This window comes from Streptomyces sp. NPDC001194, assembly GCF_042896985.1.
Classification (GTDB): domain Bacteria; phylum Actinomycetota; class Actinomycetes; order Streptomycetales; family Streptomycetaceae; genus Streptomyces.
This window is the reverse complement of the sequence record NZ_JBIAXU010000003.1, coordinates 228592-244661: the sequence shown is the minus strand read 5'-3', so window position 1 is coordinate 244661 and position 16070 is coordinate 228592. Positions and strand designations below refer to the sequence as shown.

The 16070-nt window shown below is 72.4% G+C and carries 14 protein-coding genes; 7 read left to right on the top strand and 7 right to left on the bottom strand.

The genetic code is table 11. The annotated features are described in order from the left end of the window. Positions 1–39: 39 nt before the first annotated feature. The 4 genes from ACFY1T_RS09135 to ACFY1T_RS09120 all read left to right on the top strand — a co-directional run bounded on the left by ACFY1T_RS09135 (position 40) and on the right by ACFY1T_RS09120 (position 4983). A complete protein-coding gene (locus tag ACFY1T_RS09135; protein ID WP_390787631.1) occupies positions 40–885 on the top strand; it encodes a tryptophan 2,3-dioxygenase family protein in 846 nt (281 codons plus the stop codon). Next, entirely contained in the window at positions 878–2101 is a 1224-nt protein-coding gene (gene kynU / locus ACFY1T_RS09130; RefSeq protein ID WP_390787630.1) for a kynureninase, read from the top strand. Before ACFY1T_RS09135 ends, kynU begins: the two co-directional genes overlap by 8 nt. 167 nt (positions 2102–2268) lie before the next feature. After that, positions 2269–3153, top strand: coding sequence for an alpha/beta hydrolase family protein (locus ACFY1T_RS09125; RefSeq protein ID WP_390787629.1), 885 nt, complete (start codon positions 2269–2271; stop codon positions 3151–3153). A 123-nt stretch (positions 3154–3276) separates the two neighbouring features. Next, positions 3277–4983, top strand: coding sequence for a PKD domain-containing protein (locus tag ACFY1T_RS09120; RefSeq protein ID WP_390787628.1), 1707 nt, complete (start codon positions 3277–3279; stop codon positions 4981–4983). Between the two features lie 121 nt (positions 4984–5104). Here the strand turns inward: ACFY1T_RS09120 and ACFY1T_RS09115 are convergent, their stop codons facing one another. Beyond that, positions 5105–6388 (bottom strand): adenylosuccinate synthase, encoded by a 1284-nt coding sequence (locus ACFY1T_RS09115; protein WP_229337648.1) that lies wholly within the window; start codon positions 6386–6388, stop codon positions 5105–5107. A gap of 184 nt (positions 6389–6572) precedes the next feature. Between ACFY1T_RS09115 and ACFY1T_RS09110 the strand changes: the two genes are divergently transcribed. Next, entirely contained in the window at positions 6573–7379 is an 807-nt protein-coding gene (locus ACFY1T_RS09110; RefSeq protein WP_390787894.1) for a diacylglycerol kinase, read from the top strand. Positions 7380–7518: 139 nt separating this feature from the next. On the opposite strand, the gene ACFY1T_RS09105 is transcribed toward ACFY1T_RS09110, so the two are convergent. Continuing rightward, a complete protein-coding gene (locus ACFY1T_RS09105; protein WP_390787627.1) occupies positions 7519–8022 on the bottom strand; it encodes a GbsR/MarR family transcriptional regulator in 504 nt (167 codons plus the stop codon). 75 nt (positions 8023–8097) lie between these two features. Here ACFY1T_RS09105 and ACFY1T_RS09100 point away from each other — a divergent pair, with 75 nt between their 5' ends. Then, on the top strand, positions 8098–9030 hold the full coding sequence (locus tag ACFY1T_RS09100) for an ATP-binding cassette domain-containing protein (protein ID WP_390787626.1): 933 nt from the start codon (positions 8098–8100) through the stop codon (positions 9028–9030). Next, on the top strand, positions 9027–10610 hold the full coding sequence (locus ACFY1T_RS09095; RefSeq protein ID WP_390787625.1) for an ABC transporter permease: 1584 nt from the start codon (positions 9027–9029) through the stop codon (positions 10608–10610). The genes ACFY1T_RS09100 and ACFY1T_RS09095 overlap by 4 nt, the downstream gene beginning before the upstream one ends. 24 nt (positions 10611–10634) lie before the next feature. Here ACFY1T_RS09095 and ACFY1T_RS09090 read toward each other — a convergent pair whose 3' ends face one another. The 5 genes from ACFY1T_RS09090 to ACFY1T_RS09070 all read right to left on the bottom strand — a co-directional run bounded on the left by ACFY1T_RS09090 (position 10635) and on the right by ACFY1T_RS09070 (position 16067). Then, a complete protein-coding gene (locus ACFY1T_RS09090; protein WP_390787624.1) occupies positions 10635–11831 on the bottom strand; it encodes a cytochrome P450 in 1197 nt (398 codons plus the stop codon). 82 nt (positions 11832–11913) lie between these two features. Continuing rightward, on the bottom strand, positions 11914–12573 hold the full coding sequence (locus ACFY1T_RS09085; RefSeq protein ID WP_030870872.1) for a response regulator transcription factor: 660 nt from the start codon (positions 12571–12573) through the stop codon (positions 11914–11916). Then, positions 12570–13922, bottom strand: a complete 1353-nt coding sequence (locus tag ACFY1T_RS09080) for a sensor histidine kinase (protein ID WP_390787623.1) — start codon at positions 13920–13922, stop codon at positions 12570–12572. The genes ACFY1T_RS09085 and ACFY1T_RS09080 overlap by 4 nt, the downstream gene beginning before the upstream one ends. A gap of 87 nt (positions 13923–14009) precedes the next feature. Next, positions 14010–14690: a response regulator gene (locus ACFY1T_RS09075; RefSeq protein WP_390787622.1), complete on the bottom strand. Its 681-nt coding sequence runs from the start codon at positions 14688–14690 to the stop codon at positions 14010–14012. 9 nt (positions 14691–14699) lie between these two features. Further along, on the bottom strand, positions 14700–16067 hold the full coding sequence (locus ACFY1T_RS09070; RefSeq protein WP_390787621.1) for a sensor histidine kinase: 1368 nt from the start codon (positions 16065–16067) through the stop codon (positions 14700–14702). Positions 16068–16070 lie beyond the last annotated feature (3 nt).

Here is a 16070-nt window from a genome sequence, read left to right as displayed (position 1 = left end):
GCGGACCGCTACCCGGAAGCACGTGTCGAGGAGACAGCGATGTCGAACACCCTTGATGCCTCCGGAGCCGGTTCGGACACCCCGAACCTCGACTTCGCCGGCACGACCCCGTACGAGGACTACGTCCAGGCGGACGTCCTCACCCACCTCCAGCACCCCCGCTCGGACGACCCGGGCGAGATGGTCTTCCTGGTGACGACCCAGGTCATGGAGCTGTGGTTCACGGTCATCGTCCACGAATGGGAGACGGCCGCGAAGGCCCTCCGCGAGGACGACATCCCGGTCGCGATGGATGCGCTGAAACGATCCCTCCGCGAACTGGAGGCCCTCAACGCCTCCTGGCGCCCGCTCGCCCAGCTCACCCCGGGCCAGTTCAACGCCTACCGCGCCGCCCTCGGCGAGGGCTCGGGCTTCCAGTCGGCGATGTACCGCCGCATGGAGTTCCTGCTCGGCGACAAGTCCGCGTCGATGCTCGTCCCGCACCGCGGCGCCCCGCGCGTCCACGCGGAGCTGGAGAAGGCCCTCCAGGAGCCCAGCCTGTACGACGAGGTGCTGCGCCTGCTGGCCCGCCGCGGCCTGCCGGTCCCGCAGGCGGTCTTGGACCGCGACCTCTCCCGGCGGTACGAGCCCTCGCCCGAGGTCGAGGCCGTCTGGACCTCCCTGTACGCGGACCCCGGCGCCCAGCACGACCTGCACCGCCTCGGCGAGGTCCTCACGGACGTCGCGGAGCTCGTCTGGCGCTGGCGCAACGACCACCTGGTCGCCACCCGCCGCGCGATGGGCGCCAAGACCGGCACGGGCGGCTCGGCCGGCGTGACCTGGCTCGAAAAGCGCGCCACGAAGAACGTGTTCCCGGAGCTCTGGACGGCGCGCAGCCATGTCTGACGCGAACTCCTCGTACGGCGCGGGGTCCTTCCCGGACCTCGCCGCCCGCGCCACCGCCCTTGACACCGCCGACGAGCTCGGCAAGCTCCGCGACCGCTTCAGCCTCCCCGACGGAGTCGTCTACCTGGACGGCAACTCCCTGGGAGCGCTGACGACCGGCGTCGCGGCCCGCATCGCCCAGGTCATCACGCACGAGTGGGGCACGGAGCTCATCCAGTCCTGGTCCACCGGCACCTGGTGGACCGCCCCCGAGCGGATCGGCGACAAGCTGTCCCCGCTCATCGGCGCCGCCCCCGGCCAGACGGTCGTCGGCGACTCCACCAGCGTCAACCTGTTCAAGGCCCTGGTCGGAGCCGCCCGCCTGGCCCGTCCCGGCCGCACGCGGATGCTGGTCGACGCCTCCACCTTCCCCACCGACGGCTACATCGCCGAGTCGGCCGCCCGGATGACCGGCCTCACCGTCATGCCGGTCGACCCCTCGCGCGCCGCGGAGGCGATGGGGGAGGACACCGCCGTCGTCCTCCTCAACCACGTCGACTACCGCACCGGCCGCCTCCACGACCTCCCGGCCCTCACCGCGGCGGCCCGCGCCGCCGGGGCCGTCACGGTCTGGGACCTGTGCCACTCGGCCGGCGCGCTCCCCGTCGGCCTGGACGAGCACGGCGTCGACCTCGCGGTGGGCTGCACGTACAAGTACCTCAACGGAGGCCCCGGTTCCCCGGCGTACCTCTACATCGCCGAACGCCACCAGCAGGCCTTCGACTCCCCGCTCCCCGGCTGGAACGGCCACGCGGAGCCGTTCGCGATGACCCCCGGCTACACCCCGGCGGCCGGCGCGGTCCGCGGCCGGGTCGGCACCCCGGACATCCTGTCCATGCTGGCCCTGGAAGCGGCGCTCGACGCCTGGGACGGGGTGTCGGTGGAAGCCGTACGGGCCAAGTCCCTCGCCCTGACCGACTTCTTCCTGGAGTGCGTGGCCGCGTACGTCCCGGCCGGCAAGGTCGAATCGGTCACCCCGGCCGAGCACGACCGGCGCGGCAGCCAGGTCTCGCTGCGCACCGAGAACGCCCGCGCGGTCATGGACGACCTGATCTCCCGCGGCGTGATCGGGGACTTCCGCGCCCCCGACGTCCTGCGGTTCGGTTTCACCCCCCTCTACGTCGGTTTCGCCGACGCGGAGCGCGCGGCCCGGACACTGGGTCACATTTTCGGGTGATGTAGGGGCGAAACGTCACGGCAACAGGGCGGGCGGGGCTTCGGCTCCGTCCGCCCCCGCGCATCCCGGCCAAGCTCGCGGCCCGGGACCGACAGTCCTGTTTCCGGCCTGATACGGTCCCGCTCTGCCGGAACACCAGTCCCACGCGTTACCGAGAGGTTGAGCCGATGACGGACCCCGCAGTCGAACGGGACGCCGCCGAGGCCGCCTCGGCCTTCTCCCACCCGCCGGTCGCCCCCGACACGACCGGGGCGTACGGGGACCATCCCGACCAGGTGATCGACTTCTACGCCCCGCGCGGCGAGGGCGCCGCGGGCGCGGCCCCGCTGGTCGTGCTGCTGCACGGCGGCGCCTGGCGCGCCCCGTACGACCGGCACCACATCACCCCGCTCGCGGACTTCCTGGCCCGCCGGGGTTTCGCCGTCGCCAACGTCGAGTACCGGCGCGGAAGTTCCCTCCCGCGCCAGAACGCCGAGGGGCACGTGGCCGGCCGCTGGCCCGAGACCTTCGACGACGTGGCCGCCGCGATGGACGCCCTCCCGAAGCTCGCCTCGGCCCACCTCCCGCAGGCCGACCCGCGCCGTACGGTCGTCACCGGCCATTCCGCGGGCGGCCACCTCGCGCTGTGGGCCTCGGCCCGGCACGTCCTGCCGCCCGCTTCCCCGGACGCCTGGAGGCTGACCTCCCCGCCGTCGCTGCGCGGCGTGGTGGCGCTGGCCCCGATCGCGGACTTCGTGGCCGCGGAGGAGCTGGGCGTGTGCGGGGGCGCGTCCGCGCAGTTGCTGGGCGGCGCCGAACAGTGGGCGCGGCGGCTGTCGTTCGCGGACCCGGCGGTCCTGCTGCCGACCGGGATCGCGACGGCCGTCGTCCACGGCCGGGAGGACATCGTGGTCCCGGCGTCGGTGGCGGAGTCGTACGTGGCCGCGGCGGCGAGGGCGGGCGAGACCGTGGGGCTGACGCTGCTGGACGGGGTCGGTCACTTCCCGCTCATCGACCCCGCCGCCGACGCCTGCGCGGTGGTGGCCGAGGAGATCTCGCAGCTCGCCTGGTAGAGCAGCCCACCGCCCGTGGGCGTGACGAGGAAGAACCCCGTGGTCCGGGCTGCCGACCGGTCTGTACGCTGAACTGGATTTCGAACCCGTTCAGGGTTTTTGCACCAGACCAAGGGGGGAACGGTGCTCCGTCGCCGTCTCATGTTTTCCGCCGCCCTCGTGGCGGCGTTCGCAGGTCTCGCCTCCGTTCCGGCCGCCGCGGCCGGTCCGGCCGTTCCGCCCGGCCACGGGGTGGCCGCCGCGACCGGGGTGAACCCGGGCAAGGGAGGGCCGCTGCCGGGGGGCAGGACCTTCTCCAGCCCGGCCGACCGTACGGTGCTCACGCCGGGGTCCCGGTCCGGGGGGACCGCGCGGGCGCAGGGAGGCCAGGGCGCGCAGGGCGCGCAGACGAACCCGTACCTCGCGATCGCCCTGGAAGGCAGTACGCCGACCGCGCACTCGATCGACCTGACGACGCGCATCAGCAGCGAGACCGCGAATCTCGACATCACCATCGCCTGGGGCGACGGGACCACGGACAAGGTCACGGCCTCCAGCACGGGCTACGACCGCCGCAACACCCAGCACACCTACACGGCCGTCGGCTCGTACGCGGTCACGGTCACGGTGAAGGACACCACGAACGGCGCCGAGGCCGTGAACCGGCTCGACTTCGTCACCTCGGGTAGCGAGTACACCGCGCACGCGCCCACGCGCCTGCTGGACACCCGCTCCGGCCTCGGCGCCGCACAGGCCAAGGTCGCCGGGCGGGGCTCGGTGGTCCTGCGGGTCGCGGGCGCGGCCCAGATCCCCGCCGGGGCCACCGAAGTGGTCCTGAACGTCACCGCCACCAACGCCGCGAGCGCCGGCCACGTCGTGGTCCAGCCCGACAAGGACGGCTTCGAGGCCGGGTCGAACCTGAACTACGCCCCGGGGCAGACCGTTGCGAACCAGGTGATCGTGCCGGTCGGCAAGGACGGGTCCGTCCACCTGATCAACGGCGGCTGGGACTCCGTCGACCTGCTCGCGGACGTCACCGGCTACTTCACGGCGTCGGTCGCCAGCGGCTACACCACGGTGAACCCGGTCCGCGCCGTCGACACCCGTGAGGGCATCGGTACGGCGAAGGGGCAGGTGGCCGGCTACGGGACCTTCGGCGTCGACATCGCCGGGCGCGCGGGCGTCCCCAAGGGAGTCACCGCGGTGGCGCTCAACCTGACGGCCACGAACCCGCGGGCGGCCGGTCACCTGACCGCGTACCCGAGCGGGCAGGCGGCGCCGTCCACGTCCAGCGTGAACTTCGCCGCGGGTCAGACGGTCGCCAACTCGGTGATCGTGCCGGTCGGCCCCGACGGGAAGATCACCGTCCGCAACGGCAGCTGGGACCGGGCCGACGTGGTGGCCGACGTGGTCGGCTACTACAGCACCGACAGCAGGGCGGCCCTCGTCTGCCTCGGGGGTCCGTACCGGATCCTGGACACCCGCATCGACAGCTGGGGCCGCAAGGCCGGCCCGGTGCCGGCCCGCACGATGCTCCCCGTCCAGTTCGACGCCGACACGACGAACTCCGACATCGACGGCTGGGTGTTGAACACCACGGTCACCAACACCAAGGGCGCGGGCTTCCTGTCGGTCACCGCGGACCCGAACACCTGGCCCGACTACTGCAACGGCACCGCGGTCACGCCGCAGCGGCCCGTCTCCTCGTCCGTGAACTGGACGGCGGGCACGACCGCGGCGAACCTGGTCCAGACGTCCGGGGGCAAGGGCGGTGTCATCGACTTCTGGAACCAGGGCTGGCAGGACATCGACATGATCGTCGACCTGATCGCCTGGTACCAGACCAGCTGATCCCCGGAAGCGCCCGCGCCCCGTTGCGAACCCGGCGACCGTGCCGGTCCGGGACGGGCACGTGCGGACGAGCGGAAAGGGGCGGTGCGCCACACGGCGCACCGCCCCTTTCGCTTCGGTCCTAGAGGAACGAGTTGATCTCGATCGTCTCGGTGCGGCCGGGGCCGACGCCGATGGCGGAGATCGGGGCGCCCGACATCTCCTCGAGGGCCTTCACGTACGCCTGGGCGTTCTTCGGGAGGTCCGAGAACGTCTTGGCCTTGGTGATGTCCTCGGACCAGCCGGGCAGGTTTTCGTAGATCGGCTTCGCGTGGTGGAAGTCCGTCTGCGAGTACGGGAGCTCCTCGACGCGCTTGCCGTCGATCTCGTACGCGACGCAGACCGGGATCTGCTCCCAGCCGGTCAGCACGTCCAGCTTGGTGAGGAAGAAGTCCGTCAGGCCGTTCACGCGGGTGGCGTAACGCGCGATCGGCGCGTCGAACCAGCCGCAGCGGCGGTCGCGGCCGGTGGTCACGCCGCGCTCGCCGCCGATGCGGCGCAGGTCCTCGCCGTCCTGGTCGAACAGCTCGGTCGGGAACGGGCCGGCGCCGACGCGGGTCGTGTACGCCTTCAGGATGCCGATGACGCGGCTGATCTTCGTCGGGCCCACGCCGGTGCCGGTGCAGGCGCCGCCCGCGGTCGGGTTCGAGGAGGTGACGAAGGGGTACGTGCCGTGGTCGACGTCGAGCAGGGTGCCCTGGCCGCCCTCGAACAGCACGACCTTGTCCTCGTCGAGCGCGTTGTTGAGGATCAGGGTGGTGTCGGCGACGTACGGCTTGATCTGCTCCGCGTACTGGAGCATCTCCTCCACGATCGCCGCGGCCTCGATGGCGCGGCGGTTGTAGAGCTTGGCGAGGAGCTGGTTCTTGCCCTCCAGCGCCGCTTCGACCTTCTGGGCGAGGATGGACTCGTCGTACAGGTCCTGGACCCGGATGCCGATGCGGTTGATCTTGTCCGCGTACGTCGGACCGATGCCGCGGCCGGTCGTACCGATCTTGCGCTTGCCGAGGAAGCGCTCGCCGACCTTGTCGAGGGTGACGTTGTACGGCGTGATGAGGTGCGCGTTGCCGCTGATGAGCAGCTTGGAGGTGTCGATGCCGCGCTCGTTCAGGCCGCGCAGCTCGGAGAGCAGGACGGCCGGGTCGACGACGACACCGTTGCCGATGACCGGGGTGCATCCGGGGGAGAGGATGCCGGAAGGGAGAAGGTGCAGCGCGTACTTCTGGTCGCCTACGACGACCGTGTGGCCGGCGTTGTTGCCGCCCTGGTAGCGCACCACATAGTCAACGGAACCACCGAGCAGGTCGGTGGCCTTTCCCTTGCCCTCGTCACCCCACTGAGCTCCGAGCAGCACAAGAGCGGGCACAGGCGTACACCTCTTCCGGATGGGGCATGTCCAAGGTCAGGGGGCGTACGACGATGTACACCGCAGGCTGAGCCGTCGGACCGGTACCCCGGAATAGACGAAGGCCCTGGCGCAATAGCGCAAGGGCCTCTTGCACAAAGATGCTACCCGAGGAAGGACCGAGGTGTCGGCTCCAGAGCCCACCATGAGCCATGCGGGCGCGCCGGTAGGCGGCCTGCTCGTGCTCGTCGACCCGGTCGCCCGCCGTCTTGACGGCGAGTCCGTGCGGATCGCGAAGGATGTTCTGTCGGCGGGAGCTGCGGCGAAAATCTGCCTCCCGGACTCGCAGGAGGAGTTTGCGCGGGCTCTTGCCCGCCGGGGCCATCGGCAGCCGGTGATCGTCGGCGACGACCGGGCGCTGGTCCGGGCCGTGGGGCTGCTGTACCGGGAGCGCGGGCTCGGGGACGGGGCCGTTTCGCTGATTCCGGTGGGGCAGGTGGGGTCGCTGGGGCTGGCGCGGTCCCTCGGTGTTCCGCTGTCGGCGGTGGCGGCGGCGCGCTCGGTGCTGGACGGGGCCGTGGTCACGCGGGACCTGCTGGTCGACGACAGCGACGGGGTGGTGCTCGGGGACCTGCGGATTCCACCCGTCCGGGCGGCGGCCAGGCCGTCGGGGCCGTCGGTGTGGAGCGCGTACCGCTCGCTCGTGCGGACGCTGGTCCCGCCGGGCGTCCGGGTGGGGCACCGGCTGCGGGTGGAGGCGGACGGGCAGCTGCTGGTGGACGTGGACCGGGCGGTGGAGGAGCTGCGGGTGGTGCCGGTGTCCTCTTCCGGCAGGGTGGCGGAGGTGACGGTCCGGCTGGTCGGCGGCCCTTCGCTGCGGGTGAAGGCGGCCTCGGTGACGGTGTCGGGCCCGGACTTCCGCTACCGGGCGGACGCGCTGGTGGCGGGGCCGGTCCGGCGCCGTACGTGGACGCTCCGGCCGGGGGCCTGGTCGCTGACGCTGCCGCGCTGACCGGAACCCCGGCCCCGCGTGAGGCGGGGCCGGGCCGGCCGGGCCGGCCGGTCAGGCGCCGGTCAGGAGCCGGACTCGCAGGCGGCCGCTTCGATCAGGTCCGCCACGTCGCCCGGCACCCGTCCGTATCCGACACGACCTAGGGTGCGGGGAGGTCCAGGGTGGCCCGGTGGGCCCGCCAGCGGTCCATCATCGCGTGCATCTCGCCCTGCAGGAACGCGAAGAACGCCGCCGTCTCCGCCATGCGCGCGCCGGCCGGGGTGTCCGTGCCGACTCCGGCCGCGCCGTCGCGCAGGGTCTTCTCGAAGAGGCTCAGCACCTGGTCCCGCCGGGTGAACGTCTCGTACCAGAGCTCGTTGTGCAGGACGTACCGGTCCCGCCGGGAGCCCGGCTCCCGCTCCCGGCTGACCATGGTCACCTGCGACAGGTAGGCCACGGCCCCCGATACCGCCGCCGGGCTGATCTGCAGTGCCTCGCTCAGCTCCGCCGAGGTCATCGACCCGCGGTCGCTCGCGAGCAGCTGGGCGAAGACCCGCGAGGCCATCCGCTGCATCCCGGCTTCGGTCAGCTGCGCGGCGAACCGCTCCACGAAGCGGGAGACCGCCGCTTCGTCGCTCCGTACGTCTGGTGCCTGAGTGTTCATGTCGTCCGCCACCCTTCCGACTTTATACGTTTCCCTAGCTTCACAAGTTTGTGAAAGTAGCGTACGTTCAGAATCATGACGAAGGCAATCAGTGTCGCCGGGCTCCACAAGGCGTTCGGCCGCACCCACGCACTGGACGGTCTCGACCTCTCCGTGGCCGCCGGCGAGGTACACGGCTTCCTCGGCCCCAACGGCTCCGGCAAATCCACCACCATCCGGGTTCTGCTGGGCCTCCTGCGCGCCGACTCCGGAACCGCCGAGCTGCTCGGCGGCGACCCCTGGGCCGACGCCGTGGAACTGCACCGCCGCGTCGCCTACGTCCCCGGAGACGTCACCCTGTGGCGCAACCTCTCCGGCGGCGAGGTCATCGACCTCTACGGGCGGCTCCGCGGCGGCCTGGACCGGGCCCGGCGCGCCGAGCTGATCGAGCGGTTCGAGCTGGACCCCACCAAGAAGGGGCGCACGTACTCCAAGGGCAACCGGCAGAAGGTCGCGCTGGTCGCCGCCTTCTCCTCCGACGCCGAACTGCTCATCCTCGACGAGCCCACCTCCGGGCTGGACCCGCTGATGGAGGGGGTCTTCCAGGGCTGCGTCGCCGAGGCGCGCGCCGCCGGGCGGACCGTCCTGCTCAGCTCGCACATCCTGAGCGAGGTCGAGACCCTCTGCGACCGGGTCAGCATCATCCGCAAGGGCCGCACCGTCGAGACGGGCACGCTGGCCGATCTGCGGCACCTGACGCGTACGTCGATCAGCGCCGAGCTCGCCGGCCCGCCGAACGGCATCGCGCAGCTGCCGGGCGTGCACGACGTGGAGGTGCGGGGACTGAAGATCCGCCTCCAGGCCGACACGGACAAGCTGGACGCCGTACTGCGCTCGCTCGCCGATTCCGGGGTGCGGTCGCTGACCTCGACCCCGCCGACGCTGGAGGAGCTCTTCCTGCGGCACTACGCGGACGACGTGCACGGCCGTGGCGCCGGTGCCCACGCGAAGGCGGGCGTGTCGCGATGAGGAACCAACTGGCCGGCACGGGAACGCTGCTGCGCCTCGCCCTGCGCCGCGACCGCGTGATGATGCCGGTCTGGATCACGGTCGTGGCGCTGCTGGTGCTCAGCCTGCCCGCCTCGCTGGAATCGGTGTACGGGACCGCCGCCGAACGGGACCGGCTGCTCGGCACGATGAACACCAACGGCTCGCTGCGCGCCCTGTACGGGCCGGTCTTCGGCGACTCGATCGGCGCGCTGACCGCATGGCGCGGCGGGGTCTTCGCCGGGGTGCTCGCCGGGATCATGAGCCTGGTCATCGTGGTCCGGCACACCCGCGAGGAGGAAGAGACGGGCCGTCAGGAGCTGCTCTCCGCGGCGATGGTGGGCCGCCGGGCGCCGCTGACGGCCGCGCTGCTGGCGGCCCTGACGGCCAACGGGCTCGCCGCGCTGCTGGTGACGGCCGGGCTGGCCGGGCGCGGGGCGGGCGGTGCGTCGGCCCTCGGGCTCGGCATCGGCGCCACCGGGATGCTGTTCGCGGCGCTGGCCGCCATCGCGGCTCAGCTCACCGAGAGCGCACGGCTCGCGAAGGGGCTCGCGGGAGCACTGATCGGCGCGGCGTTCGTGCTGCGCGCCGCCGGGGACGCCGGGAGCACCGGGGGTTCGAGCGCGCTGACCTGGGTGTCGCCGCTGGGCTGGCTGGAGCACGTACGGGCCTTCGCGGCCGAACGCTGGTGGGTGTTCGCCCTGTTCGCGGCGGCCGTGGCGGTGCTGGTGGCGGCGGCGTACGCGCTGGCCGGCCGCCGCGACGTCGGCATGAGCTTCCTGCCGGCCCGCCCGGGCCCGGCGGAGGGCCGGCTCGCCGGCCCGGGGGCGCTGGCCTGGCGGCTCCAGCGGGGGAGCCTGACCGGATGGAGCCTGGCGTTCCTGGCGGCCGGAGTGGTCTTCGGCGGGATGACGGACGGAGCCACGCAGCTGGTCGGCGACAACGAACGGACCCGCGAGATCATCGAGCGGATGGGCGGGCAGAGCGGGATCGCCGACGCCTTCCTCGCGACGATGGCCGGGATGCTCGGCATGATCGCCTCCCTGTTCATCGTCTCGTCGGTGCTGCGGCTGAGCGGCGAGGAGTCGGGGCAGCGCGCCGAACCGCTGCTCGCGAACGCGGTCGGCCGGCTGCGCTGGGCCGGCGGGCACCTGGCGGTGGCCTTCGGCGGCTCGGCGCTGATCCTGCTGCTGGCGGGGCTGGGCCTGGGGATCGGGCACGGACAGGGCCTGCGGGGCGTGGCCGCGGCGGTGGGTGCGACGCTCGCCCAGCTCCCGGCGGTCTGGGTGATCGGCGCCCTCGCGGCCCTCCTGCACGGAGCCCTCCCGCGGTACGCGGTGGCCGCCTGGGCGGTGGCCGGGGGCGCGCTGACGCTGGGCTGGATCGGGCCCGCGCTGAACCTCCCGCAGGCCGTCCTGAACCTGTCGCCCTTCGCCCACCTGCCCAAGCTGCCGGGTGCCGAGGCCCTGGCCTGGGCTCCGCTGCTGGTGCTGACCGCGCTGGCGGCGGCCCTGCTGGCGGCCGGCCTGGCGGCGCTGCGCCGCCGCGACCTGGCCGCGTAGCCCCGCCCGCCATGCCCGTAACTCTCAGAACTCCACGAGGAGTTCGTCCAGACCGCGGATGACGTACCCGTCCCGCCACCGAGGCTCCCGTACGAGCTTCAGGGGCGGGACGCCGTCTGCCAGCAGGGCCCCGAACGAGGCGGTCAGCTCCCGCCGTGCGAGCGGAGCGCCGAGGCAGTAGTGGATCCCGGCGCCGAAGCTGAGATGCGGATTGTCTTCCCGTGCGAGGTCCAGGGCGTCGGGCCGCTCGAACCGGGCGGGGTCCCGGTTCGCGGACCCGAAGAGCAGCGCGACCTCGGCTCCGCGCGGGACGAGGGTGTCACCGATCCGGATGTCGTCGAGCACCCAGCGCTCGAAGAGCTGGAGGGGTGTGTCGTAGCGCATCAGTTCATCCACAGCTGTGGACAACTTTTCGGAATCGAGCGAGGCGAGCTGCTCGGGGTGGCGGAAGAGGGTCCACCAGCCGTTGACGGTGGTGTTCACGGTGGCCTCGTGGCCCGCGTTCAGCAGGAGGACGCAGGTGGAGATCATCTCCTGCTCGCTGAGCCGGCCCTCGTCATCGTGGGCGGCGATCAGGCCGGAGATCAAATCCTCGCCGGGCTCCTTGCGCCGCTCGGCGATCAGCTCGCGCAGGTAGGCGCTGAACTCCACGCTCGCGCGGACCGCCCGCCGCGCGGTCTCCTCGTCGGGACGGAGCTCGTACATCCCGCAGATGTCCGCCGACCAGGGCCGCAGCAGGGCCCGGTCCGCCTCCGGGATCCCGAGCAGCTCGGCGATCACGGCCACGGGCAGCGGCTCGGCGACGACGGTGAGCAGGTCCCCGCCCCCGTCGGCGAGGAGTTGCCCGACCAGCTCCCCGGCGAGCCGGTCCACGGCGGGCGCGAGCTGTTCCACGGTGCGCGGGGTGAACGCCTTGGACACCAGGCGCCGCACCCGCGCGTGGGCGGGGTCCTCCAGGTCCAACAGGCCGTTGTCGTTGAGGACATGGAACGGTTCGTGCCCCGGCGGCGGGGCCTCGCGGCCGAACTCCTCGTGCGAGAAGCGGTGCAGGTAGGTCCGGCCGAGCCGGCGGTCGCGCAGCAGCGCGCTCACATCGGCGTGGTGCGGCACGAGCCACTGCCCGGTGGCCTCCCACCACAGCGCCCGCCCCTGCTCCCGCAGCTCGCGGTAGGCAGGATAAGGATCGGCGACGAACGCGGCGTCCCACGGATCAAAGCCCATCCCTTCACTGTAGAAGACCGCCCCGCGCGCGGCCGGAAACCGCCACCGCCGCAGTCGCCGCCGCCGGCCCGGCCCACCTCGGCTACGACGGGGTCACCAGGCGGGTCTCGTAGGCGAACACCGCGGCCTGGGTGCGGTCGCGCAGGCCCAGTTTCACCAGGATCCGGCTCACGTGCGTCTTGATCGTGGACTCCGCGACGATGAGCCGGTCCGCTATCTCCGCGTTGGACAGCCCCTGCGCGATCAGCACCAGCACCTCCGTCTCACGCTCGGTCAACTCCCCTATCCCCGCCGGATCCGACAGCTTCGTCGGGGTCGACAGCTTCGAGAACTCCAGGATCAGCCGCTTGGTGACCGTCGGTGCCAGCAGCGCCTCACCGGAGGCCACCACCCGCACCCCGTCGGCCAACTGCCGGGCCGAGGCGTCCTTGAGCAGGAACCCGGAGGCCCCGGCCCGCAGGGCCTGGTACACGTACTCGTCGAGGTCGAAGGTCGTCAGGACCAGCACCTTCGCGTCCGTGTCGGAGGCCACGATCTCCCGCGTCGCCTCCAGCCCGTTCATCACCGGCATCCGGATGTCCATCAGCACCACGTCCGGCCGCAGCGCCGCCACCTTGGCGATGGCTTCGCGGCCGTCCACCGCCTCGCCGACCACCTCGATGCCGTCCATCGCGTTGAGCAGGACGGAGAAGCCCTCCCGGACCATCATCTGGTCGTCGACGATCAGCACCCTGATCGTCATGCCGACTGCCCCGGCCCCTGCGCCGCGTCCTGGGCCTGGCCCTGCCGGCCGCGCACCGGTATGAACACCGCCACCTCGTACCCGCCCGCCTCGGTCTCCCCGGCCGTCATCTCACCCTCCAGCATGGCCACCCGCTCCCGCATCCCGGTGATCCCGTGTCCGGCGCCCGGCGAGGGCCGCACAGCCGCGGTCCCCGCCGCGTTGACCACCCGTATGCCCAACCCGCCCAGCACGTAAGAGACCTCGACCGAGGCCGGCGCCCCCGGCGCATGGCGCAGGGTGTTGCTCAGCGTCTCCTGGATGATCCGGTACGCCGACAGCTCCACGCCCGGGGGCAGCTCCCGCACCGCTCCCGTCACCGTCTTCTCCACGCTCAGCCCGGCCTCCCGCACATTGGCCAGGAGTCCGTCCAGCGAAGCCAGCGTCGGCTGCGGGGCGTCCGGTGCCTCGTAGTCCGCGGAGCGCACCACACCCAGCACCCGGCGCAGCTCCGTCAGCGCCGCCACCGCGTTCTCCCGGATGGTGGCGAACGCCGCCTCCAGCTCGGGCGGCGGGTTCTTCACCCGGTACGGCGCGGCCTCCGCCTGGATCGCCACCACCGACATGTGGTGGGCCACCACGTCGTGCAGCTCGCGCGCGATCGTCGTCCGCTCCTCCAGAAGCGTCCGCCGGTCCCGCTCGACGGCCGTGACCTCCTGCTGCGCGCTGACCTCCTGCTCCGCTTCCCTGCGTATGTTGCGGACCGTCACCACCAGCAGCGAGACCGCCAGGAGGAAGGCCATCGGCATGACCTCGACCGGCTCCCCCCGGCCGAGCACGACCGGTATCCCGATCCCGATGCCCAGGGTGATCAGCCACATCCAGCCGGCCGCCCGGGGCCTGGTCCGCATCGCGGCGAACGTCACCGTCGCCAGGTAGGAGACGAAGGCGCCCGGCGACCAGGGCCACACGTCGTTCAAGCCGGAGCCGGCCACCGCGAGCGCCCCGGTGGCGGCGATGGCCGCCCAGAACGCCCCCACCGGACGCACCAGCGTCATCAGCACCGGAGTGGCCGCGACCAGCCCCATCACGAGGGAATTGATCGCAGCGACGTACTCCCCGCTGGTGGCGGACGTCAGCATCACCACGAAGAAGGCGATGAACCCGATCACCGCATGCGGCAGATACGCCAGGTACGGCCGTATCCGCGCCGGGAGCCGCCTCGTCACCGGCCCGTCGGTGCGCATCGGCGCCAGCGGCCGGTAGGCGAAGGCGTCCGTGATCAGATCCTGGCGCAGGCTCCGCAACAGGCCGGAGGCCATCCGGAACTCGGGTGCCCGGGGATTCGCCCGGGAGGTCGTCTCGCTCATACCCACACCGTAGGTCGGCCGCCCCCTCGTCCGCGTCGCCGCTGAAGGGGATATCCCGGCCTCCCTCTCAGGTACTACCCGGGCCGCTCAGTAGCCCGCCGGACGGACCAGACCCGTCTCGTACGCGAACACCGCGGCCTGGGTCCGGTCCCTCAGGCCCAGCTTCACCAGGATCCTCCCGACATGGGTCTTCACGGTCTGCTCGGCCACCACCAGGTGCCCGGCGATCTCCGCGTTGGACAGCCCCTGCGCGATCAGCGACAGGACCTCGGTCTCCCGCTCGGTCAGCTCGTCGATCCGCGCCCTCGACGGCGCACGCGGCGCCCCCATCCGGGAGAACTCCGTGATCAGCCGCTTGGTGATGTTCGGCGAGAGCAGGGCCTCGCCGGCCGCCACCACCCGGACCGCCTCCGCGAGCTGGTCGGCCGACGCGTCCTTCAGCAGGAACCCCGAGGCCCCGGCGCGCAGCGCCTCGTACACGTACTCGTCGAGGTCGAAGGTGGTCAGCACCAGCACCTTGGGGCCGGAGCCCGGCGCGGCGGTGATGACGGAAGTGGCCTCGATGCCGCCCATTCCGGGCATGCGGATGTCCATCAGGACCACGTCAGGACCGAGCTCGGCGACCTTCGCCACCGCGTCGGCGCCGTCCACGGCCTGGCCGACGACCTCGATGTCGGGCTGGGCGTTGAGGAGGACGGTGAATCCCTGCCGGACCATCATCTGGTCGTCGGCGATCATCACCTTGATCGGGTCGGCCGGAGTGCTCATGCGTCCTCTTCAGTCCTTCTTCGTCTCGGGATCCATCGGGAGCACGGCGCTCACCTCGTACCCCCCGCCCGGGCGGGGGCCGGCGGCGAGCTCGCCCCCCAGCATGCCCGCCCGCTCCCGCATCCCCAGCAGACCGTGCCCGGCACCGTGCGAGGGCGGGGCCGGCCGGGTCGGCGCGCTGTTGGCGATGCACAGGTGCAGCTCGCGCGGCCCGTACGCGATGCCGACCTCCACCCGGGAACCGGGCGCGTGGCGCAGGCAGTTGCTCAGTGCCTCCTGCACGATCCGGTACGCGGTGAGCTCGACCCCCGGGGCGAGGGGCCGCCGGACGCCCGCCAGCTCGGTGGTGACGGCCAGCCCCGCACTGCGCACGTTGTCCACGAGGCCGTCCAGTTCGGCGAGGGTGGGCTGCGGATGGTGCGGGTTCGCCGGATCGTCCGGCTGCTCGGAACGCAGCACGCCCAGCACCCGGCGCAGTTCCGTCAGGGCTTCCAGAGCGTTCCCCCGGATGCCCGCCAGGTTCTCCTTGAGCTCCTCGGAGGGGTTCTCCACCAGGTACGGGGCGACCTGCGCCTGGATGGAGATCACCGACATGTGGTGGGCGACGACGTCGTGCAGTTCGCGCGCGATGCGGCTCCGCTCCTCCAGCAGGGTGCGCCGGGCCCGCTCCTCCTCGGTGATCGTCTCCTGCTCGACGAGCTTGCCGCGGGCCAGGCGGGTGGCCCGCAGGGCGTATCCGAGCAGTCCGACGAACCCGTAGAGGAGGAGCGCCGTGAGCACGGTGCTCTGGCCGTGCTCCGGCTGCCAGAGGACCTCGGCCAGACCGGTGAGGGCGACGGGGACAGCAACGGCAGACACGGTCACGCGCGGCGGTACGCGCAGGGCGACCAGCAGCAGCACCGGGGCGAAGGCGATCAACCCCCCGGCGGTCCAGGGCCACGTCTGCCCCGCGCCGACGTCGGGATGGATCAGCCACGCGCTCAGCCCGCCGGCCACCAGGCCGAGCCACCAGCCAGCCATCGGCCGGAACATCGCGAGCGCGATCGAGGCACCGGTCAGGAGCGCCGCCACCAGCGGCGGACCGCCGGTGACGCCGTAGTGGTCGCCCAGCTGTTCCGTGGTGAGGAAGCAGAAGAAGACGGCGACGTAGGCGACCGCGATGTGCGGCAGCCGGCTCAGCCACCGTGGCCGGGACATCTTGGGCAGCGGATCCCACTCCACGGTGAGCAGGTCCCGGCCCAGGGCCCCCAGCCACCCTCCCCGGGGTGCGGAGGCCCGGCCCGGATGCCGGTGCGGGTCGGCCGCCGGGGCCCCGGCGGCCGCCGGACTCCGGTCCCGGGAGGGGGAAGTGGCCGGGGGCGCGCTCTGCTCGTTCACACC